The 20,227-nt window shown below is 62.3% G+C and carries 20 protein-coding genes and 1 tRNA gene; 8 read left to right on the top strand and 13 right to left on the bottom strand.

Annotated elements, in window-relative coordinates; translation table 11 throughout:
- Positions 1-283 precede the first annotated feature (283 nt).
- Entirely contained in the window at positions 284-736 is a 453-nt protein-coding gene (locus GTP27_RS18355) for an Lrp/AsnC family transcriptional regulator (RefSeq protein WP_161040609.1), read from the bottom strand.
- Between the two features lie 140 nt (positions 737-876).
- Here GTP27_RS18355 and glmS point away from each other — a divergent pair, with 140 nt between their 5' ends.
- Positions 877-2,706 carry a glutamine--fructose-6-phosphate transaminase (isomerizing) gene (gene glmS, locus GTP27_RS18350; protein WP_161040608.1) on the top strand — a complete coding sequence of 610 codons (1,830 nt, stop codon included), beginning with the start codon at positions 877-879 and terminating at the stop codon, positions 2,704-2,706.
- 60 nt (positions 2,707-2,766) lie between these two features.
- Here glmS and GTP27_RS18345 read toward each other — a convergent pair whose 3' ends face one another.
- The gene (locus GTP27_RS18345) at positions 2,767-3,813 is read right to left on the bottom strand and encodes a MerR family transcriptional regulator (protein WP_161040607.1); all 1,047 of its coding nucleotides are present in this window, start codon (positions 3,811-3,813) and stop codon (positions 2,767-2,769) included.
- Positions 3,814-4,021: 208 nt separating this feature from the next.
- Here GTP27_RS18345 and GTP27_RS18340 point away from each other — a divergent pair, with 208 nt between their 5' ends.
- The 5 genes from GTP27_RS18340 (at position 4,022) to GTP27_RS18320 (ending at position 8,407) form a co-directional block, all read left to right on the top strand.
- Positions 4,022-5,548 carry a pilus assembly protein TadG-related protein gene (locus GTP27_RS18340; protein WP_161040606.1) on the top strand — a complete coding sequence of 509 codons (1,527 nt, stop codon included), beginning with the start codon at positions 4,022-4,024 and terminating at the stop codon, positions 5,546-5,548.
- Complete coding sequence (locus GTP27_RS18335; RefSeq protein WP_161040605.1) at positions 5,545-6,000, top strand: TadE/TadG family type IV pilus assembly protein; 456 nt, start codon at positions 5,545-5,547, stop codon at positions 5,998-6,000. The genes GTP27_RS18340 and GTP27_RS18335 overlap by 4 nt, the downstream gene beginning before the upstream one ends.
- A 12-nt stretch (positions 6,001-6,012) precedes the next feature.
- On the top strand, positions 6,013-6,579 hold the full coding sequence (locus tag GTP27_RS18330) for a TadE/TadG family type IV pilus assembly protein (protein ID WP_161040604.1): 567 nt from the start codon (positions 6,013-6,015) through the stop codon (positions 6,577-6,579).
- A gap of 89 nt (positions 6,580-6,668) precedes the next feature.
- Positions 6,669-7,091, top strand: coding sequence for a PaaI family thioesterase (locus GTP27_RS18325; RefSeq protein ID WP_161040603.1), 423 nt, complete (start codon positions 6,669-6,671; stop codon positions 7,089-7,091).
- Positions 7,088-8,407 carry a DUF3034 family protein gene (locus tag GTP27_RS18320; RefSeq protein WP_371865947.1) on the top strand — a complete coding sequence of 440 codons (1,320 nt, stop codon included), beginning with the start codon at positions 7,088-7,090 and terminating at the stop codon, positions 8,405-8,407. The genes GTP27_RS18325 and GTP27_RS18320 overlap by 4 nt, the downstream gene beginning before the upstream one ends.
- 63 nt (positions 8,408-8,470) lie before the next feature.
- Here the strand turns inward: GTP27_RS18320 and GTP27_RS18315 are convergent, their stop codons facing one another.
- The 5 genes from GTP27_RS18315 to GTP27_RS18295 are packed head-to-tail and all read right to left on the bottom strand — an operon-like array spanning position 8,471 to position 11,981.
- Positions 8,471-8,989: a TlpA disulfide reductase family protein gene (locus GTP27_RS18315; RefSeq protein WP_202416926.1), complete on the bottom strand. Its 519-nt coding sequence runs from the start codon at positions 8,987-8,989 to the stop codon at positions 8,471-8,473.
- A gap of 2 nt (positions 8,990-8,991) precedes the next feature.
- Positions 8,992-9,639, bottom strand: coding sequence for a BON domain-containing protein (locus tag GTP27_RS18310; protein WP_202416924.1), 648 nt, complete (start codon positions 9,637-9,639; stop codon positions 8,992-8,994).
- Positions 9,632-10,228, bottom strand: coding sequence for a phosphoheptose isomerase (locus tag GTP27_RS18305; protein ID WP_161040602.1), 597 nt, complete (start codon positions 10,226-10,228; stop codon positions 9,632-9,634). Before GTP27_RS18305 ends, GTP27_RS18310 begins: the two co-directional genes overlap by 8 nt.
- Before the next feature lie 57 nt (positions 10,229-10,285).
- Positions 10,286-10,636 carry a YraN family protein gene (locus GTP27_RS18300; RefSeq protein WP_161040601.1) on the bottom strand — a complete coding sequence of 117 codons (351 nt, stop codon included), beginning with the start codon at positions 10,634-10,636 and terminating at the stop codon, positions 10,286-10,288.
- A 7-nt stretch (positions 10,637-10,643) separates the two neighbouring features.
- Entirely contained in the window at positions 10,644-11,981 is a 1,338-nt protein-coding gene (locus tag GTP27_RS18295; protein WP_161040600.1) for a penicillin-binding protein activator, read from the bottom strand.
- Between the two features lie 9 nt (positions 11,982-11,990).
- On the opposite strand from GTP27_RS18295, the gene rsmI reads away from it, so the two are divergent.
- Together rsmI and GTP27_RS18285 are read left to right on the top strand one after the other, a co-directional pair.
- On the top strand, positions 11,991-12,899 hold the full coding sequence (rsmI, locus tag GTP27_RS18290) for a 16S rRNA (cytidine(1402)-2'-O)-methyltransferase (protein WP_161040599.1): 909 nt from the start codon (positions 11,991-11,993) through the stop codon (positions 12,897-12,899).
- A 99-nt stretch (positions 12,900-12,998) separates the two neighbouring features.
- Positions 12,999-13,075 (top strand) — tRNA-Pro (locus tag GTP27_RS18285).
- 137 nt (positions 13,076-13,212) lie between these two features.
- On the opposite strand, the gene GTP27_RS18280 is transcribed toward GTP27_RS18285, so the two are convergent.
- From GTP27_RS18280 to bioF, 6 genes are all read right to left on the bottom strand, one after another.
- Positions 13,213-14,133, bottom strand: coding sequence for a hydroxymethylglutaryl-CoA lyase (locus tag GTP27_RS18280; protein ID WP_161040598.1), 921 nt, complete (start codon positions 14,131-14,133; stop codon positions 13,213-13,215).
- A 1-nt stretch (position 14,134) separates the two neighbouring features.
- Positions 14,135-15,067, bottom strand: a complete 933-nt coding sequence (locus GTP27_RS18275) for a 2-hydroxyacid dehydrogenase (protein ID WP_161040597.1) — start codon at positions 15,065-15,067, stop codon at positions 14,135-14,137.
- A 9-nt stretch (positions 15,068-15,076) separates the two neighbouring features.
- Positions 15,077-17,119 carry an acetyl/propionyl/methylcrotonyl-CoA carboxylase subunit alpha gene (locus tag GTP27_RS18270; protein WP_161040596.1) on the bottom strand — a complete coding sequence of 681 codons (2,043 nt, stop codon included), beginning with the start codon at positions 17,117-17,119 and terminating at the stop codon, positions 15,077-15,079.
- Between the two features lie 82 nt (positions 17,120-17,201).
- Positions 17,202-18,251, bottom strand: a complete 1,050-nt coding sequence (bioB, locus tag GTP27_RS18265) for a biotin synthase BioB (RefSeq protein WP_161040595.1) — start codon at positions 18,249-18,251, stop codon at positions 17,202-17,204.
- Between the two features lie 17 nt (positions 18,252-18,268).
- Positions 18,269-19,039 (bottom strand): dethiobiotin synthase, encoded by a 771-nt coding sequence (gene bioD / locus GTP27_RS18260; protein WP_161040594.1) that lies wholly within the window; start codon positions 19,037-19,039, stop codon positions 18,269-18,271.
- A gap of 1 nt (position 19,040) precedes the next feature.
- The gene (gene bioF, locus GTP27_RS18255) at positions 19,041-20,225 is read right to left on the bottom strand and encodes an 8-amino-7-oxononanoate synthase (protein ID WP_161040593.1); all 1,185 of its coding nucleotides are present in this window, start codon (positions 20,223-20,225) and stop codon (positions 19,041-19,043) included.
- Positions 20,226-20,227 lie beyond the last annotated feature (2 nt).

Genomic DNA, 20,227 nt, shown 5'->3' with positions numbered 1-20,227 from the left:
TAAACACTGGATAACAAGTGAATAAATACCGGATTCGATCACTGGAAATGTTTCCGGATGACAGATACGGGTGGTTTTTCCACGTATGTGGATAAGCTTGTTGAAAACGCTGTGGGTTATGCGGGATAAGTTTTATCTGTGGATAAACTTGTGTGTAAGCCTGTGTATAGCGCGGGAATAGCCGGTGGGAAAAGCGGGAAAACTTCCCCTGCCTGGCCGTGCCTGTGCATAAAGCTGTGGGCAAGCAGGGGAACAAGCGGGGGATAGGCTGAGGATAAATCTGCTAGAGCAGGATGCGCGTCTCGAATTTGCTGCGCGAGGTAGAAAAATAGGCTTTCACGTTACGCACATTGCGGTGAGCGGTGAACAGGCGATGCGCTAGTGCGTGATAGGCCGGCATATCGTTCACCTGTACGATTAGCACAAAATCCGGCCCCGGCGCCACGCGGTAGCACTGCAGCACGGCACTTTCGTCCGCCACATGGGCTTCGAACTCGCTCATCCGTTCGGCAGCCTGGTTATCGAGCGAGATTTCAACGATGGCGGTCAGGCTGGGGCCCACCTTTTCCGGTGCGATGATGGCGACCTGTCGCTGGATCAAGCCGCTCTCGGTTAATTGCTTGACGCGGCGCAAACAGGTGGGCGCGGAAACGTGGACCGCCAGCGCCAGTTCGGCATTTGTTTGCGAAGCATCAATTTGTAGCGCATTGAGTATGCGGCGATCTATCTCATCCATAAAAATTTTCCAATAAAATGAAAGAATATTTCACTGCGATGTGATGGTGAAATAATATTCCATAATGTACATCAAATAGAAAGCATATTTCATAACGACTGAACTAGCATGACGATTCCATTTTCTAGTCGAGGTTTTTTATGTGCGGCATCGTCGGCGCGGTAGCGCAACGCAACATCACCCCTATTCTGATCGAAGGTCTGAAACGCCTGGAATACCGCGGCTATGATTCGTGCGGCGTGGCGCTGCATCTGGATGGTCAGCTGCAACGTTCGCGCAGCACCTCGCGCGTGGCCGATCTGGAAAAGCAGATCGATGAAGCCGGCATGCACGGTTTCACCGGCATTGCCCACACCCGCTGGGCGACCCACGGTGCGCCGGCCTCGCACAATGCTCACCCGCACTTCTCGCCGAGCACCGAGCAGGCCCGTATTGCGCTGGTCCACAATGGCATTATCGAAAACCACGACGAACTGCGCGCCGAACTGGTGGGCCTCGGTTATGTGTTCCAGAGCCAGACCGACACGGAAGTGATCGCCCACCTGGTGGATCATATGTATAACGGCGATCTGTTCGATACCGTGCAGCAGGCCGTCAAACGTCTGCATGGCGCATACGCGATTGCCGTATTTGCCCGCGAAGAGCCGCACCGCGTGGTGGCTGCCCGTCAGGGTTCGCCGCTGATCGTCGGTCTGGGCAAAGGTGAAAACTTCGTTGCTTCGGACGCTATGGCGCTGGCCGGTACCACCGACCAGATCATCTATCTGGAAGAAGGCGACGTGGTCGACCTGCAGCTGGGCCGCATCTGGGTGGTCGATAGCGCCGGCAAGCCGGTCGAGCGCGAAGTGAAAACCGTGCACGCCCATACCGGTGCGGCCGAGCTGGGCCCATACCGCCACTATATGCAGAAAGAAATCTTCGAGCAGCCGCGCGTGATCGGCGATACGCTCGAAGGCGTCACCGGCATCATGCCCGAGCTGTTTGGCGATGGCGCCTATAACGTCTTCAAGCAGATCGACCGTGTGCTGATCCTCGCTTGCGGCACCAGCTATTACTCGGGCCTGACGGCCAAGTACTGGATCGAATCCGTCGCCAAGATTCCCGTCAATGTGGAAATTGCCAGCGAATACCGCTACCGCGACAGCGTGCCGCATCCGAACACGCTGGTGGTGACGATTTCGCAAAGCGGCGAAACGGCCGATACGCTGGCCGCACTAAAACATGCACGCAGTCTGGGCATGGAGCACACGCTGACCATCTGCAACGTGGCCACCAGTGCCATGGTGCGCGAGTGCAAACTGGCCTATATCACCCGCGCCGGTGTGGAAGTAGGCGTGGCATCGACCAAGGCCTTCACCACCCAGCTGGCCGCACTGTTCCTGCTGACGCTGTCGCTGGCGCAAGTCAATGGCCGGCTCAGCGATGCGGAAGAAGAAGCCCACCTGAAAGCCATGCGCCATCTGCCGGTTGCGATTTCGTCGGTGCTGGCGCTGGAACCGCAGATCATTGCCTGGGCTGAAGATTTCGCCCGTAAAGAAAATGCCCTGTTCCTGGGCCGCGGCATGCACTACCCGATCGCGCTCGAAGGTGCGCTCAAGCTGAAAGAGATTTCGTATATCCACGCAGAAGCCTATCCAGCAGGCGAACTCAAGCATGGCCCGCTGGCGCTGGTGACGGAAGAAATGCCGGTGGTAACCATTGCACCGAACGACACGCTGATCGAGAAGCTGAAATCGAATATGCAGGAAGTACGTGCGCGTGGCGGCCAGCTGTATGTGTTCGCCGACGTCGATTCGCGCATCACTTCCGGCGAAGGCCTGCATGTGATCCGCCTGCCGGAACACTATGGTCTGCTGTCGCCTATCCTGCACGTGGTGTCGCTGCAGCTGCTGGCCTATCACGCCGCGCTGGCGCGCGGCACCGATGTGGACAAGCCGCGTAATCTGGCCAAATCCGTGACGGTGGAATAAGCCAGTTCCGGATGACGCAAACACAATGCCGGCCCGCACAGGGCCGGCATTTTTTTTTACCTAGCCGGTGACCTTTGCCGCTGCAGTAGTTTGCAGGCTGCCAATAGCAGTCCGCATGAAGTCGCGCATGGCTGCATGCACAAAGCCGGAATCGCTGAGTGCCGCTTCGTTGTTGAGGGCCTGCCGGATTTTTTGCTGGGTTGCCGGGTTGTCACCGGCAAACGAGCGGAACAACTCCAGCCAGTGCAGGGCTAGTGGGCGTACCGATGGTGCAGTGGGACTCATGCCCTGATCCATAGCATCCTGTACCTGCGCAATCAGAGGTGGCCATTCTGCGGAGCGGCGGCCCAGATTGGCGCTGAGGAAGGCAAACTCGTCATCATCGAGATAGTTGCGGTAGATGGCAAGCTGGCGCTGGCGCGAGGCGGCCAGCACGAAGCGCATCATCTCGGGCGAAATGCCGCTCTGTTCCTGTACCAGCTGCTGCTGTTCGTGCATGCGGTTGAGCTTGGCGAACAGCTGCGCGCGGGCGCCCGTATCGCGCACCACCATGCGCATCCACTGGCTGGATAGTTCTATGGCCTGCGGGTGTTCCGGTCCGGCGCCGCTGGCCATCAGCGCAGCGACGCTGGCCACCAGCGTTTTCCATTCCTGCTTGACGGTGTCGCCGGCACGGTAGAGCGGCAACTGCTTCAGTTCTTCCTGCGAAAAATATTGGTCATACATGGTCATCAGCTCCAGAGTCGTTAGCCATTCGGCCAGCTCGGGTTGCTGCCCCTGTTGCAGTTGTTGTTGCAGATCCTGCAGGCGGCTGCGCAGCGTGGTCGCCTGTTCGATCTGTCGCGTGAGCTGGGCGATCTGCTCGGCAATCACGCTGCTAAAGGGCAGGTCCGGTCTGGCCAGATAAGTACCGATGTCGGCCAGCGTCAGACCGAACTTGCGCAAGGCCTGTATCTGGTGCAGCCGGGCGATGTCATCACGGTTGTAGAGGCGGTAGCCGGCATCGGTACGCGCGGTCGGAGTGAGCAGGCCAATGGCGTCATAGTGGTGCAGCGCCCGCACGGTCAGGCCGGTGCGCTTGCTCAGTTCGCCTATCTTTAACAACATCGGTCACTCCCTCAGCTCCAGCGTGATGCCAGCTTGCAGCCTGACGTTGCGTCAGGGTCAAGCGCAAGGATAGCGATTTTTACCGTGCGCTGAAAGTGCGCATCGCCGGGGCTCGCCTTTGCGCTGACGCAAGTCTCACTAATCATGCCTGCCTACAATCTCTCCTGTTGGCAACTTTTGCAGCCGCAAGCGGCGGGAGGGACGGAAGATGCACTTGATCCGCCTAGGCTCAGGCAAACCGCGCCGGATATCCCAGCGCGGTGCCGTCGTGGTGCTGTTCGCGGCCATGCTGATGCTGCTGATCGCGCTGGCCGGTCTGGCGCTGGAGACGGGGCAGCTGTTCAACCGCCGTGCGGAAATCCAGACGCTGACGGACGCACTGGCGCTGGCCGCAGCGCGCCAGCTTAATGGCCGCAGCACGGGTGTCAGCGCCGCGCTGGCCGCAGCCAGCGAAAGGCTGAGCAGTGCCGATGGCGTGCGTTACCAGTATGGCCGAGCGCAGGCGGGCTGGAATGCGGCGGCGCTGAGCTTTGCAGCCAGTGCCCACGGCCCCTGGCTGGACGCGGCGGCCGCCGCCGCTGCGCCGCAGGGGCTGGCTTTCGTCAAAGTCGATCCCTTCCAGCTCGATGCCGCCCTCACCGCCATGCCCACCGTGTTTATGCGCGTGCTGTCGGCAGCGCTGCAAGTGGTGGCGGTAGGCGGGCCCAGCGTGGCTGGCCCGGCTTCTATCAATGTGCTGCCGCTGGCGCTGTGTGCCATGTCGGCGCAGGCCGCTGCAGCGCGCGGAACTGAACTCGTGCAATATGGTTTCCGCCGCGGCATCAGCTATGACCTGATGGCGCTTGATCCGGCCGATACCGACGGCATAGGCGCGCATTATCTGATCGATCCGCTGGCGGCGCCCGGCATCCCGGGTGCGCCGGAAGATTTCGCGCTCGACACCATTAAGCCGTTTATCTGTAGCGGCACGCTGGCCATGGCGCGCGTAACGGGGGCGCCCATTACCGTACAGGGGCCGTTTCCGCTGGCCGCGCTATATTCCCAGCTCAACTCGCGCTTCGGCCAGTACACGGCGCCCTGCAATGCCACCACGGCGCCGCCCGATGCCAACGTCAAAGCCTATAGCGTCAGCGGGCTGTTTAGTACCAGTGCTTCATGGATGAATGGCAGCAGTCCCGTACTCGGCGCGCTAGCGGCAGCACGCTATCCGGCCTCGCCTTCCGGCACTAGCGAGCCGCTGTGGACCTATGCCGACCCCGCCGTGCTGCCCGCCAATACGGGGCCTGATAAATATGGCCCCTTGTGGAGCTATGCGCGTGCCGTGCCTTTCAGCGCCTACGTTGCGGGCGAGCCGGAGCCGGCCAGCGGCTATGCCCCCTACGCCGCCTCGCAGGCGAGCTGGAACCTGCTGTATCCGGTCAATAGCGGTGGGGGTGTACCCAGCCTCAAGACGGCCAGCTATCCCTCGGGCGCCACGGCGACGCCGTATCAGGCGATCGGCGGCAACTTCTTTCTTGCGCCTGCGACTGGGGCGCCGGGCGTACGGGGGCGGCGCCTGCTGAACGTCGCTTTGTTGCAATGTCCGCTGCCCGCCAGCGGCATCAGCCACGCGACAGTGCTGGCCGTTGGGCGCTTCTTCATGACCGTACCTGCCGATAGCAGCCACCTGTATGGGGAATTTGCCGGTATCGCGGCGGAGCAGACGCTCAGCGGCAGGCTGGAGCTGTTGCCATGAGGGGGCGCCGCCAGTACGGCGTGGCGACGCTGGAAATGCTGCTGGTGCTGCCGGTATTGCTGGTGTTTCTGGCCGGGCTGGTATTTTTTGGCCGCTATTTCACTTATTACAGCATGGCGCAGAAAGCGGCGCATGATGGCGCGCGCTATCTGGCCACGGTGTCGCGGCGCGAAATGAAAACCCAGCTATCGGGTGCCACGCAGGTGCCGGCCATGCTGCTGGCGCAAAGCATCGCCCAGCAGGAAATGGCGGGCTTGCAGGCAGGGCCGGTGGCGGTGGTGGTGGAATGTGCGCCCAGCCCGTGCACCGGCTGGGTGTTGCCGGAAAAAGTCAGAGTGGTGGTGCAGATGCAGGTGACCGATCAGTTGTTTGCTCCGTTCAGCGATCTTTTTGTCGGTGATCAGGGGCTGCTGCTGCAGGCCGATGTGTCGATGCTGTACGTGGGGCAGTAGATGCGGCCGCGTATGCCTTTAGCTGTGCAGCAGCGCGGTACGCTGGCGGTGGAATTCGCCGTCGTGCTCGTCATATTTCTGCTGCTGCTATTCGGCTTGCTGGCGGTGGCGCAGGGGCTGTATGTGGTAAATACAGTGCAGGAGGTGAGCCGGCGCGCGGCGGTGGCCGCCGCCAAAACGGACTTTAGCGACAGTGCAGCGCTACAGCAGATACGCCAGCAGGCGGTATTCCGCTCCACGCCCGGTCTGCTGGCGTTTGCCGCGCCGGTGAGCGATGCCCATGTGCGCATTGATTACCTGAGTATTGCCAAAGCCGGTGACGGCAGCCTGAGTCTGCTCCCCATGGCGGTGCTGCCGGCTTCTCCCGCCGCCAGTCAGGTGGCTTGTACCGCCGACCCATACAGCAGCCAGTGCGTGCAGTTTGTGCGTGTGCGCCTGTGCGATGCGGCCGATACGGCGACCTGCCAGCCTGTGCAGCTACAATGTATCTTTCCGTGGGTGCAGCTGAATATCGCCTTGGGCACGGCGCCCACCATCGTCAAGGCCGACGGACTCGGCTACGTCGCCAGCCCGCCCTGAAGCGGATTTTTTCCCTGCCGCACTGGCTTGGCCACAACTTGCTATCATCATGGCTATAGTGACCTGCCTCGCCACCATGAAAGCTGCTGATGGATACAAGTAAATTTACTGCGGAATATTTCAACAACTTTGGCCGGGGGACGCTGCCCGACCATCTGGGCATTCAGATCAACCGCGTCAGTGAAGGCGAAGTCCTTGGCCAGTTCCAGGTGACCCGGCAGCATCTAGCGCCTAACGGTTTTCTCCATGCGGGCAGTGTGGTGACGCTGGCCGATACCGTGTGCGGCTATGCCTGCTTTGCCCACCTGCCGGCCGGCGCCGAGAATTTCACCACCATCGAACTCAAGTCCAACCATCTGGGCACGGCGCGCGAAGGCATGGTGATGGCCACGGCCAAGGCCGTGCATCTGGGCCGCACCACGCAGGTGTGGGATGCCACGGTGGTGAATCAGGCCACGGGAAAAACCATGGCGCTGTTCCGCTGCACGCAAATGATCCTGTATCCGAAATGAGGCGATACGCTATGCCATCATTGCGCCGCCTTGGTGGCCTGAGCCTGCTGCTGGCATCCTCGCTGGCGCTAGCCCAGCCCGCCGCCAGCGACGACACGCTGTTCCGTGCACTCGGTGGCCAGCCGGGCATCAAAAACGTAGTGGATACCTTCCTGCCGCTGGTGGTGGCCGATGCCCGCATCAAGGATAACTTTGCCGATTTCGATCTGGAGCAGCTCAAGCTGCGCTTGCAGGAACAGTTCTGCGAAATCAGCGGCGGGCCCTGCCGCTACACGGGCAAATATCGTGACAGGACCATGGATGGCGTGGGCACGGTGCGCGATATGGTGACCGTGCATCAGGATCTGCAAATCAGCAATGCCATGTTCAATGCACTAGCTGAAAATTTGCAGCTCGCCATGCAGCAGCAAGGCGTGCCGAATAGCGCGGCCAACCGTCTGGTGGCCCGCTTGGCGCCCATGCAGCGCGATATTGTCACAGCCCGCGCCACGCCGGCAGCGCCGGACAGGGGCAAGCTGCTGGCCACGGGCGGTGTCAGCACGGTGGAAGGCGCCGCAGGGGGCGGCATCGTGCCGTGGGCGCTGATCAGCGGTTATGGTTCGCGCGATAGCTGGGGGGCAAACGCCTATTACACCTATCTGGGCACGCAGGATTATCAGTTAGCCAGCTACGGCGTGGTGGTGGGCATCGCGGACCGGTTGGAAATCTCGCTGGCCGATCAGCAATTGCGGGGCAGTCTGGCACCGCTGGACCGGCTGGCTATCCGTCAGCAGATTTTCGGCCTGAAAGTAAAGCTGGCGGGTGATGTGGTGTACGATCAGGACAGCCTGATGCCGCAAGTAGCGGCCGGCATCCTGTACAAGCGCCATCAGCGGCTGGGCGGGCTAGACGCGCTCGGTGTGAGCAGGGTGCAGCAGCTGGGCGCCAGCGACGATCATGGCTACGACTACTATCTGGCAGCGACCAAGCTGGTGCTGGAGCACAGCCTGCTGCTCAATGCGACGGTGCGCGCTACCCGCGCCAACCAGATGGGGCTGCTGGGCTTGGGCGGCGATCAGGGCACGCGCACGCGGCTGATGCCGGAACTGTCTGTGGCCTATCTGGCCGACCGCAAGCTGGCCATAGGCGCGGAATACCGGCGCAAGCCGCACAACCTCGGGCTGGACCATGAAAAGGCCTATTACGATGTGTTTGCGGCATGGTTCCCCAACAAAAACCTGTCGCTGACGCTGGCTTATGCGGTGCTGGGCGACATTACCGTGTTCAACCCCAAGCGCCAGCGCGGTGCCTATCTGTCGGTGCAGGCCGGTTTCTGATGCATGCTGCAGCACAAAGCAAAACGGCCAGCTAGGCGCTGGCCGTTCTGGTCTGCACGGGGCTTAGCCGTGCAGAGATTCTTCCAGCAGCTTGTGTAGGGCAGCGAAATCCGGTTCACCCAGATAGCGCTTGAGGATGGTGCCATCCTTGCCGATTACGAAGGTGGTGGGCGTCATGGCCACGTTGCCATAGGCGCGCGCAGCCGAGCCATCGGTATCGAGCGCCACCTTGAACGGCAGCGCGCGCGTTTCCGCGTAGTTCAGCACATAGTTAGGCGGGTCGTAGCTCATTGCTACAGCGACGAACTCCAGTCCCTGATCCTTGAACTTGTTATAGGTCTCGACCATCTTCGGCATTTCGGCCACGCAAGTGGTGCAGGAAGTGGCCCAGAAATTGACCATCACCACTTTGCCTTTCAGGCTATCCGGCGCGATTTTGTCGCCCTTGATGCTGACAAAAGCCACTTGCGGCGCAGCGGGGCGTTTGTTCAGGCTGACGTAGGCGCCAGCGCCGGCCAGCGCCAGCACGACGGCGGCCAGTACGGGCTTGACCCAGCCCTTGGAAGCTTGCGAGGTAGACATGATCAGGAGTTGCTAGCTGGACGAGGCTGGAACGATTTCCACTCCTCTTCGGTAATGTATTCGAAGACCTTCACCACTTTGGCCACGCCGCTCACGCCGCGGGCGATATCGGCGGCGATCTGGCCTTCGCGCTGGGTGACGCGGCCTTGCAGATAGACGTTGCCGCGTTCGGTCACCACCTGGAAGGAGTTGGCCGAAATATCCTTGCGGTCGATCAGGCTGGCTTTGACCTTGGTGGTGATCATGGTGTCGTTCGAGCGCGAAGAGAAGCTCGAACTACCGGCGATTTCCAGTTCGTTGATCACCGAGACTACGCCTTCGATGCCGGCCACTTCGCGCTCAGCCTGGGCGCGGGTAGCTTCATCGCGCACTTCGCCCGTCAGCAGGGCGCGGCGGTTGAAGGCATTGATGTTGATGTGGCCGGCCGAGCCGATCACGTTATTGAGCTTGATGCCGCCTTTGACTTCGATGGCACGGTCTTCCGTCTGGGCGCCGAAGGTGCGGCGGTCGGTCGCGGCTAGCGTGCCGGAAATGGCACCGCCAGCGACCAGAGCGACGCAGCCGGACAGCGAGCTGACCAGACCGGCACACAGCAGGCTCATGGCCAGCGGCCGGCGCAGGGTTTGCCAGATGGCGGCAGACTTACTCATTCACATCTCCTCCGAACAGGGCGACGTCGATCCCGTCGCAAATGCAGTGTATGGTTACCAGATGGACTTCCTGGATGCGGGCCGTGCGGTCGGCCGGTACGCAGATATGCACGTCGGCATCGGTGAGCATTTTGCCGATGGCGCCGCCGCCTTTGCCGGTCAGCGCCACGACGCGCATTTCGCGTTCCAGCGCTGCCTCGATGGCGGCCATCACGTTGGCCGAATTGCCCGAGGTGGACAGCGCCAGCAGAATATCGCCCGCCTGGCCGAAAGCCTGTACCTGTTTCGAGAAAATATCGCGGTAGCTGTAATCATTGGCCACCGCCGTCAGGATAGACGTATCGGTGGTCAGCGCCAGTGCTGGCAGGGGGAAGCGCTCGCGTTCGAAGCGGCCCACCAGCTCGGCGGCGAAATGCTGGGCATCGGCCGCAGAACCGCCATTGCCGCAGACGAGAATCTTATTGCCATTGGATAACGCCGAGAACATCAGTTCGATCGCCTGGGCGATATGGGGCGCCAGCACGGTGGCAGACTGGATTTTGATTTCGGCACTTTCGTGGAAGTGCGAGAGGATGCGTTGATTATTCATAGTGTGCTGATTATAGTGCAGGCGTTCAGTACGCCGGACAAGTGCTGAAAAAAATGCTTACATTTCGAGCACGTTTTGCATCCAGGACAAGTTTTCTCCGTCGATGGCGAGCAGATCGAAGCGGCATGGCGGCAGTTCGGCATAGCGTAGCAGAAAGTACTGGGCGGCGCGCAGCAGGCGGCGCTGCTTGGCCGTCGTGACGCTGGCGGCTGCCCCGCCAAAACGGCGGCTGGCGCGCTGGCGTACTTCCACAAATACCAGTGTGCCGCCCTGCTGCATGACCAGATCGAGCTCGCCCAGCTTGCAGCGGAAATTACGCTCCAGCAGATGCAGCCCCTGCTGCTGTAAAAATGCCAGCGCCCTATCCTCGCCTTGCTGGCCCAGCCGCTGCTGCAGGGTGCTGCTCATGGCCTGCCTAAGGCGTGAGCACCTGCGGCTGGCCGTCGCGGAACTCTGCCACCGCTTCGCGCCGTTCGAAACGGGCCGGACCACGGCCGAACTCTACGCTGAGCTGGCCCGTTACGCCGTCCAGCCGGATGGTGCCATCGGGTTGGCGGCTGATGGCGCGCGCCACGCGATAGGCATCGATGCCCAGCGCGTACAACCGTTCCAGATCGGGGCCCAGGGCCCCGGCCGTATGCGGATAACTCATCACAGCGGCGTGGTCGGGCTGCAGCCGCCACGGCATATCGAGCAGGCGCAGGCCGTTCAGGGCGGGCAGCGCCGTGCCGTTGTTCAGCGCCGAGGTGCCATACAGGCGTAGCCGTGGTAGCACGGGGTCAGGTTCGGACGCATCGGCGTCGGCCAGCACGGCGAGCAGGTGGCGGGTCTGCTCCGCGCCCATGGCGGAAAACAGCAGGCCCGGACGCTCGGTGCGCAGGCGCGCATACCATTGCAGGATTTCGGCCTCGCCCAGTTCCCCTTCCGGCGTGCCCAGTTCTTCGATGTTGGCTACCTTGCCGTCATCCTGCCACTGGTCGGCAAAGGCCCCGGCCACGCGGCGCTGCCACGGCGTGGTGGTGCTGATGATGCTGGCGCTGGCCGTCACTCCGTCCTGCAGGGCGCGGCGGGCCAGCTGGCGTGCCTGGTCTTCCAGCGACAGGCCCATGGCCAGCATCAGCGTAGGCAGCGCGCCGCCATGCCCTTCCGGATAATTGAGGACGATGGTGGGCTTGGTCACCAGCACGCTCTCGGCCAGTGTGCTGACAGCGGCGCGCGACAGCGGGCCGATCACCACGTCGTACTGCTGCACGGCGTGGGCGTAGCTGTACAGCACGTCCTGCGCCACGTCGGTGGTGGCGATGGTGGTGATGCTGATGCTATCGGGTTCGCGTTCCCACGCCGCCTGCACGCCGTCACGCACAGCCGCTGCGGCTTGCGCCAGCGCTTCGGCCTGTAGCGGCAGCAGCAGGGCAATGCGCAGCGGCGGGCCGGAGCTGGCGCCGGTATTGCTGTCGGTATGATTGCCGGCGGGGGGCACCGAGATATAGGCAGCGCTGGCGCTGGCAGGAGGCGCTGGCGGCGGCAGCTGGACAGCAAAAGTCTGGGCAGCCTCCGGCTCCGGTTCAGGGGCGGCAGCGGTCAGTGTGCTGGCTGACGGCGCGGCGGGCGTCACCGCAGCAGGCGCCGTTACAGCACTTGTAATTGCCGGGCCGGACGCGCACAATCCACCGGGCGCGTTGCAGAACGGCGTGCTGCAGGCGCTCACCAGCATCGCCAGTATGCAGAACTGCCACCACTTCATTCTTTTCATTCGACCTCCATGACTGCTCAAGCCACCAGTTCCATTGCCAACCTGCCCGTGATGGGCGAAATGGCACATCAGTCCTATCCTAGCGCAACCTTGTACGTGGTGGCGACGCCGATCGGCAATGTGACCGATATTAGCCTGCGCGCGTTACACGTTTTGAGTCTGGTCAATGCGGTGGCGTGCGAAGACACCCGCAACACGGCCCAGCTGATGACGCGCTTCGGTCTGCACCAGCCGCTGATTGCGGCGCACCAGCACAACGAGCGCGAAGTGGCCGAGACGCTGATTGCCCGTCTGCAGGCTGGCGAGCGGATCGCGCTGGTGTCCGACGCCGGTACGCCGGCCGTGTCCGACCCCGGTGCGCGCATCGTTGATGCCGTGCGTGCTGCCGGCCTGCGCGTGCTGCCCCTGCCCGGCGCTTCGGCGGCCGTGACGGCACTGTCGGCCAGTGGGCTGGTCAACGACCAGTTCTACTTTGTCGGTTTCCTGCCGGCCAAGGCCAAGCAGCGCGAGAACTTCCTCACCACCTTGCGCGCCGTGACGGCGACGATGGTGTTCTACGAAGCACCGCACCGCATCCTCGATTGCGCCAGCGCGCTGGCGGCAGTGTTCGAGCGGGAGCGTCAGGTGGTGTTTGCGCGCGAGCTGACCAAGATGTTCGAGGAAATCCACCGCTGCCCGCTGTCCGAAGCCGTGGCCTGGCTGAAAGCGGACGGCCATCGCGAGAAAGGCGAGTTCGTCGTGCTGCTCGAAGGCGCGCCTGCTGCGGACGAGGAAAACGACGCCGAAGCCGAACGTATCCTGAAAATTCTGCTGGTCGAATGTCCTGTTAAGCAGGCGGCCAATCTGGCGGCCCAGATTACGGGGCGCAAAAAGAATGCGCTGTACGAGCGTGCCTTGCAGCTCAAAGAAGCAATGTGAGGGATATTTATTCAAATGACAATGAATTGCTGCCATCTGGATAGATTTTCATAGAGATACTTGACGCCAGCTACGCTAGCTTGTATGATCTTGCTTCTTCGGAGTGTAGCGCAGCCCGGTAGCGCATCTGGTTTGGGACCAGAGGGTCCAAGGTTCGAATCCTTGTACTCCGACCAAGATTCAAAAAAGAAGACTCAAGAGTTTCTGCTCCTGAGTCTTTTTTTTATCTGTGCTCCCCTTTTCCTCCGGTGGCCAGACGAAAAAAAGCAGACCCTGTGCAGGTCTGCTTTCTGTCTGCCGTAATCGGGCTGGCCTAGCTGGCGCGCTTGGCCGCGATGGCATTGCCAGCGCGGCTGTTGCCCTTACGGCCCAGGAACTGGGCTATGAACTGGCCCGCATCGACCACGATATCGAGATCGATCCCCGTTTCGATACCCAGCCCCTGCATCATGTACAGCACATCTTCCGTGGCCACATTGCCGGTGGCGCCTTTGGCGTAAGGGCAGCCGCCCAGACCCGTGACGGACGAGTGGAATATCGAGATGCCTACTTCCAGACTGGCGTAGATATTCGCCAGCGCCTGACCATAGGTATCGTGGAAGTGGCCGGACAGGCCGTCGATGCGGAAGGCGCGGATGGCTGCTTCCATCACCGTCTGCGTTTTGCGCGGCGTGGCCACGCCTATCGTGTCGGCAATGTCGATTTCGTCGCAGCCCAGATCGCGCATGCGCCCCACCACATCGGCCACGGCCGACAGCGGCACGTCGCCCTGATACGGGCAGCCGAAAGCGCAGCTGATACTGCCGCGCAGACGCAGACCGCTATCCTTGGCGGCCCTGGCCACGCTTTCGAAACGGGCGATGGATTCGGCGATCGAGCAGTTGATATTCTTTTGCGAGAACGCTTCCGAGGCCGAGCCGAAAATCACCACCTCGTCGGCTTTGGCGGCCAGCGCGGCTTCGAAGCCCTGCATATTCGGCGTCAGCGCGGAATAGATCACGCCTTGCCGGCGCTCGATGGCGGCCATCACCTCGGCGCTGGTGGCCATCTGCGGCACCCACTTGGGCGACACGAAGGACGCTGCTTCGATGTTGCGGAAGCCGGCGCTGGTAAGACGGTTGACCAGCTCGATCTTGATCTCGGCCGGGACGTTTTCCTTTTCGTTCTGCAGGCCGTCGCGCGGGCCCACTTCGACGATTTTGACCTGCTTGGGCAGGCTGCTGTTGATGCTCATATCAGTACCCCTTGCTGCGGTCGACCACACCGGCCACGCTCTGGCCGGCACCGAGTGCACGTATCTTGTCCGCCATCTGCGCGATGCTTTCGCTGCGCAGCGTGAGCGCCGAGATATGCGGCGTGATGGTAATGCGCGGCTCCTGCCAGAACGGATGCTGCTGCGGCAGCGGTTCGTTGCGGAACACATCGAGCGTGGCAGCGCTGATATGGCCGGACTTGATCAGCGTGAGCAGATCCGGTTCGGCCACATGGGCGCCGCGCGCTACGTTGATCAGGTAGGCGCCGGCAGGCAGTTTGCTCATATTGCTGCGGTCGAGCAGATTGCTGGTTTCCGGCGTCAGCGGCAGCATGCAGACTAGCACGCGGCTGCCGCGCAGGAAGCTATCCAGACCATCGCTGCCGTGGAAGCATGCCACGCCATCGACCTGTTTCGGGCTGCGGCTCCAGCCGCGCAGGGGGAAGCCGAAAGTCTTCAGCGCTTCCAGCACGCGGCTGCCCAGCACACCCATGCCCAGCACGCCCACGCTGAAATCGGCGCGCACATGCTGAGGCAGCGGCTGCCACACGCCAGCGCGCGACTGTGCCTCGTATTCGTCCAGCCGGCGGAAGTAGCGCAGCACGGCGTAGCTCACATATTCGGCCATCTGCGCGGCCATGCCGGCGTCTTCCAGCCGGATCACGGGTATGTGGGCCGGAATGTCGTCGTTGTAGCGCATCAGCGCATCAACCCCGGCGCCGGTGAGGAAAATCGCCTTGACCTGTGCCAGCTGGGCCAGCATGGCCTGCGGCGGCGACCACACCACGGCATAGTCATATGGGCCCTGGCTATGCTCCTCGCTCCACACCTCTACCTGAGCCTCCGGCAGATGGCGGGCAAAGTCCTCTATCCATGGTCCCGTATTGCCATCCGCGCGATGCAAAAGAATCCGCATACCTACTCCTTAAGCCGTTGTAAACGCCAGCAGCGGTGCGCCGTCGGCTACCTGATCGCCCACACCATACAGCACTTCTTGCACCACGCCGTCATGCGGCGCGGCGATGGTGTGCTCCATCTTCATGGCTTCCATGATGACCAGCGCATCGCCCTTCTTCACGCTCTGGCCGGCGCTGGCCATCACCGCCACCACCTTGCCCGGCATCGGCGCCGTCAGGCGGCCGCCTTCTGTTTCGCTTTCGCCGGCATGGGCCATAGGGTCGTGATAACTGAGCGGATAGTGGGCGCCGTTGCAGAACACATGCAGCACTTCGCCATCGCGCCGCACACTGCCGTGCACGGCCAGATCACCGAGCTTGATGCTGAAATCGCAGCCCTGCTGCGACATCAGGCTGAGTACCTGCGGCTCCGCGTCGCCTACGCCAAACAGCCAGTCGTGCGCGCGGTAGCGCACGCCCACGCAGTAAGGCTCACCTGACTGTACGCTGAATTCGTCGCTGAAGGACAGCTTGCGCAGATAGGCCTGATTCATGCGCCAGCCCAGTGCCTGCCCCCACGGATCGGCCGCATTGGCGCCCGACTGGGCAGCCGACACTTCCTTCTCCGCTTCGATCAGCGCCACGGCGGCCAGTGCCAGCACGCAGTCTGGCGCCGCTGCCGCAGCAGGGAACAGGCTGGCGTGGTGGCGCTCGATCAGGCCCGTATCGAGATCGGCGCTGGAGAAGGCCTGCCCTTCTACCAGCCGTTTGAGGAAGGCGATGTTGGTGGCCAGACCGACGATCTGGTACTGCGCCAGCGCCTGCGCCATGCGGGCCAGTGCCTGCTTGCGGTCGGCGCCCCAGACGATCAGCTTGGCGATCATCGGGTCGTAGAAGGGCGAAATCGCATCACCGCTGCGCACGCCCGAATCCACCCGTACAGCGGCAGGTTCCAGCGGCGTGCCACCCAGCTCGAAGCTAACTGCGGCTGGCATCTGCATGTGGCGCAGCGTGCCGATCGAAGGCAGGAAGCCTTTTTCGGGATTCTCGGCGTAGATGCGGGCTTCGATGGCGTGACCGTGGATGGTCAGCTCGTCCTGTTTCTTCGGCAGCGCTTCGCCAGCGGCCACGCGCAGCTGCCATTCCACCAGATCGGTGCCGGTGATCATTTCCGTCACCGGATGCTCTACCTGCAGGCGGGTGTTCATCTCCATGAAGTAGAACGAGCCATCCTGATTGGCGATGAATTCCACCGTACCGGCGCCTACATAGCCTACCGCTTTGGCCGCAGCCACAGCCGCTTCGCCCATGGCGGCGCGGCGCTCGGCCGTCATGTTCGGCGCAGGTGCTTCTTCCAGCACTTTCTGGTGGCGGCGCTGCACCGAGCAATCGCGCTCGAACAGATAGATGCAGTTGCCCAGCGTGTCGGCAAACACCTGAATTTCAATGTGGCGCGGGCGCTGCAGATACTTCTCTGCCAGCACCTTGTCGTCGCCGAAGGAACTGATCGCTTCGCGCTTGCACGAGGCCAGCGCGTCCTTGAACTGTTCCGAGCTTTCGATCACGCGCATGCCTTTGCCGCCGCCGCCTGCGGACGCCTTCAGCAGCACGGGGTAGCCGATGCGGTCGGCCTGCGCGTGGAGAAAGTCGGCATCCTGCTGGTCGCCGTGGTAGCCCGGCACCAGCGGCACATGGGCTTTTTCCATCAGCGACTTGGCTGCAGACTTGGAACCCATGGCGCGCATGGCCGAAGCTGGCGGGCCGATGAACACCAGCCCTGCTGCGGCGCAGGCGTCGGCGAATTCCGCATTTTCGGAGAGGAAACCATAGCCGGGGTGGATGGCCTGCGCACCGGTGGCCTTGGCCACTTCGATGATCTTGTCGGCGCGCAGATAGCTTTCCTTGGCGGCGGCCGGGCCTATCAGCACGGCTTCATCGCACACGGCGACATGCTTGGCGTTGGCATCTGCTGCGGAATACACGGCGACAGTCTTGATGCCCATGCGGCGCGCAGTAGCGGCCACACGGCAGGCGATTTCGCCCCGGTTTGCGATCAGTATTTTTGTGAACATGGTCTCTCTCTTTGCAGCTTATGGCTGGAAGTTTTTTTATTGTGAGGCTATAGACTTTAGTAGGAAAGGTGCGCTGTAGTGCTTAGCAGCCGCACTTTTCCTTCGGTGCCGATTCCAGCACCGTGCCGCGGGTTTTCAGGCCCAGTTTGGCCAGCAGCTTGCGGTCGTCGTCGGCTTCCGGATTGTCGGTGGTGAGCAGCTTGTCGCCGTAGAAGATCGAGTTGGCGCCAGCCAGGAAGCACATGGCCTGTACCGTTTCGCCCATCTGGCGGCGGCCTGCGGACAGGCGCACGCGTGCTTTCGGCATGGTGATACGGGCCACGGCGATGGTGCGCACGAATTCGAAGGGATCGAGCGGATCGAGGCCGTACAGCGGCGTGCCTTCTACCTGCACCAGATGGTTGACCGGCACCGATTCCGGATACGGATTCAGGTTGGCCAGCTGGGCGATCAGACCGGCGCGCTGCAAACGGCTCTCGCCCATGCCGACGATACCGCCGCAGCAGACTTTCAGGCCAGCTTCACGGATGCGGCCCAGCGTGTCCAGACGGTCCTGATACTCGCGGGTGGAGATGACGTTGTCGTAGAACTCGGGTGCGGTATCCAGATTGTGGTTGTAGTAATCGAGACCGGCGTCCTTCAGGCGCTTGGCCTGTTCTTCTTCCAGCATGCCCAGCGTGGCGCAGGTTTCCATGCCCAGCGCCTTCACTTCGCGCACCATTTCTTCGACCTTGTCCATATCGCGGTCTTTCGGGCTGCGCCATGCAGCGCCCATGCAGAAACGGGTTGCGCCGTTGTCCTTGGCCTGACGGGCGGCTTCTAGCACGGTGTCGATGTCGAGGATTTTTTTCGCTTCCACGCCGGTGTCGTAGCGTGCCGCTTGCGGGCAGTAGCCGCAATCTTCTTCGCAGCCACCGGTCTTGATCGACAGCAGGGTAGCCAGTTCCACATCGCCATCCGGGAAGTTGACACGATGGGTTTCCTGAGCACGCGCCATCAGCTCGGTGAACGGCAGATCGAACAGGGCCATCACTTCGTCCAGTGGCCAGGTGGCTGCTTCCGGCAGCTTGATGGCGGCGGCAGGACGGTGCAGCTCGACGGTCTTAGGTTCTTGCAGGGTATTCTGGGACATCGTGTTTCCTTCTAGTTTCAGAGTTGGGTGTGAGCTGGCCAGTTCGGCAGCTGCGTAAAATCGAGATGGGCCGCTGCCGCTTGCGCACCAGGCTCGGCCAGGCGCGGCACGCGGCCCAGCAGCGGCGCATCGATACGCTGCTGCAGGGTAGCTATGTTCTCATCGGCAAAAGCCATGTCGGCCACGGTTTCATTGGCAACCCAGCCGGCCAGCTTGAGGCCGCGCGCGGCGATGGCTTCCACTGTCAGCAGCGCATGGCTGATGCAGCCCAGACGCAGGCCAACCACCAGCACTACCGGCAGTTCCAGCTGTGCGGCCAGATCAGCCGTATCAAAAGTGTCGTTCAGCGGTACGCGGAAGCCGCCCACCCCTTCCACCACAGTGGCGTCGGAGGCGGCATTGATTTCCACGAACGCGGCCAGTATCGGCACGGCGGTGATGGTTTTGCCCTCCAGCGCAGCGGCGATGTGTGGCGCCGCCGGTTCTTTCAGCAGAAACGGCGTGGTGATGGACTGTGGCAGGTGCACATTGCCGGCAGCGGCCAGCTGGTCGCAATCATCGTTATGCCATACGCCGTCGCGTAGTTCCGCACCAGCGGCGACGGGCTTCATGCCGCAGGCACGCACGCCGCGCGCCACCAGCGCATGCAGCATGGCCGAGGAAATCAGGGTTTTGCCGATTTCCGTATCCGTGCCCGTGACGAAGCAGCTGAAGCGGGGCGGAAAGCCGCTAGCAGCGGACTGGGTCTGGGTTTGCGGTTGGGCGATTAGCGGATCATCGAGACTCATCTCAAGTCCTTTCCAGCGCGTTGAGCGCGACTATCAGTTGTTCTACATCGGCGCCGGTGTGGCCGGCGCACAGGGTTGCACGCAGCCGTGCCGTACCGGCTGGCACGGTAGGCGGGCGGATAGTGCCCAGCCACAGACCTTGCTGGTACAGGGCGGCCCCAGCGCGCATGGTTTCAGCATTATCGCCGATCACGATGGGCTGGATCGCGGTGCTCGACGGCATGCGTTGCCAGCGCTGTAGCTGCAGGCCGCTGTCCAGCTGGGCGATCAGGCTTTGCAGGTGAGTGCGGCGGGCTATGCCCTCGTCGCCTTCCAGCAGATCGAGGCTGGTGAGCAGAGCGTGCGCCAGTGCTGGCGGCGTGGCTGTGGTGAAGATGTAGGGACGGGCTTTCTGGATCAGCGTCTCGATCACAGTTTCGTGGGCGGCGACAAAAGCGCCCGCAACACCGGCGGCCTTGCCCAGCGTGCCCATGTAGACCAGATACGGCGAGCGCAGGTTGAAATGTTCGAGCGCACCGTGGCCGCTTGCGCCGAGCGTGCCGAAGCCGTGGGCATCATCGACCACCAGCCATGCGCCATACTGCTCGCACAGTGCCAGTAATTGCGGCAGCGGCGCCAGATCGCCATCCATGCTGAACACGCTGTCCGTCACCACCACTTTGGTGGCAGCGTTGGAATCGGCCAGCAGCTGCGACAGCGCGGCCAGATCGGCGTGCGGATAAACCTGCACGCGCTTGCGCGATAACCGTGCACCGTCGATCAGCGACGCATGGTTGAGCGATTCGGAGAAGATGGCGGCGTCAGGATCGGCGACTGTCAGGCCCGTGATGATGGCCAGATTGGCCATGTAGCCGGTGCAGAAGGTCAGCGCGCGCGGTGCTTCCAGATGCGCGCCAACAAAGGCTGCCAGCCGCTCTTCCAGCTGCACGTGGGCGCGGCCATGGCCGCTGATCAGGTGCGAAGCGCCGCTGCCGGCGCCATACAGGGCTACGCCTTCCTGCAAAGCCTGTTTGATGGCCGGATGGTTGGCCAGACTCAGATAGTCGTTGCTGCAGAAGGCCAGCAGCTCGCGGCCATCCACCTGCACGCGCGGGCCGCAGGGAGAGTCCACCGTGCGGCGCTGGCGGATCAGGCTGTGCTGATCCAGCGTGTGCAGTTGCTGGCTTAGTTGTCGGAGCAGTTCCATCG

Origin of the sequence: Duganella qianjiadongensis, assembly GCF_009857915.1 — a bacterium.
Lineage (GTDB): Bacteria > Pseudomonadota > Gammaproteobacteria > Burkholderiales > Burkholderiaceae_D > Rugamonas > Rugamonas qianjiadongensis.
The sequence above is the reverse complement of the archived record's forward strand: the minus strand, read 5'-3'. Positions and strand labels throughout refer to the sequence as shown.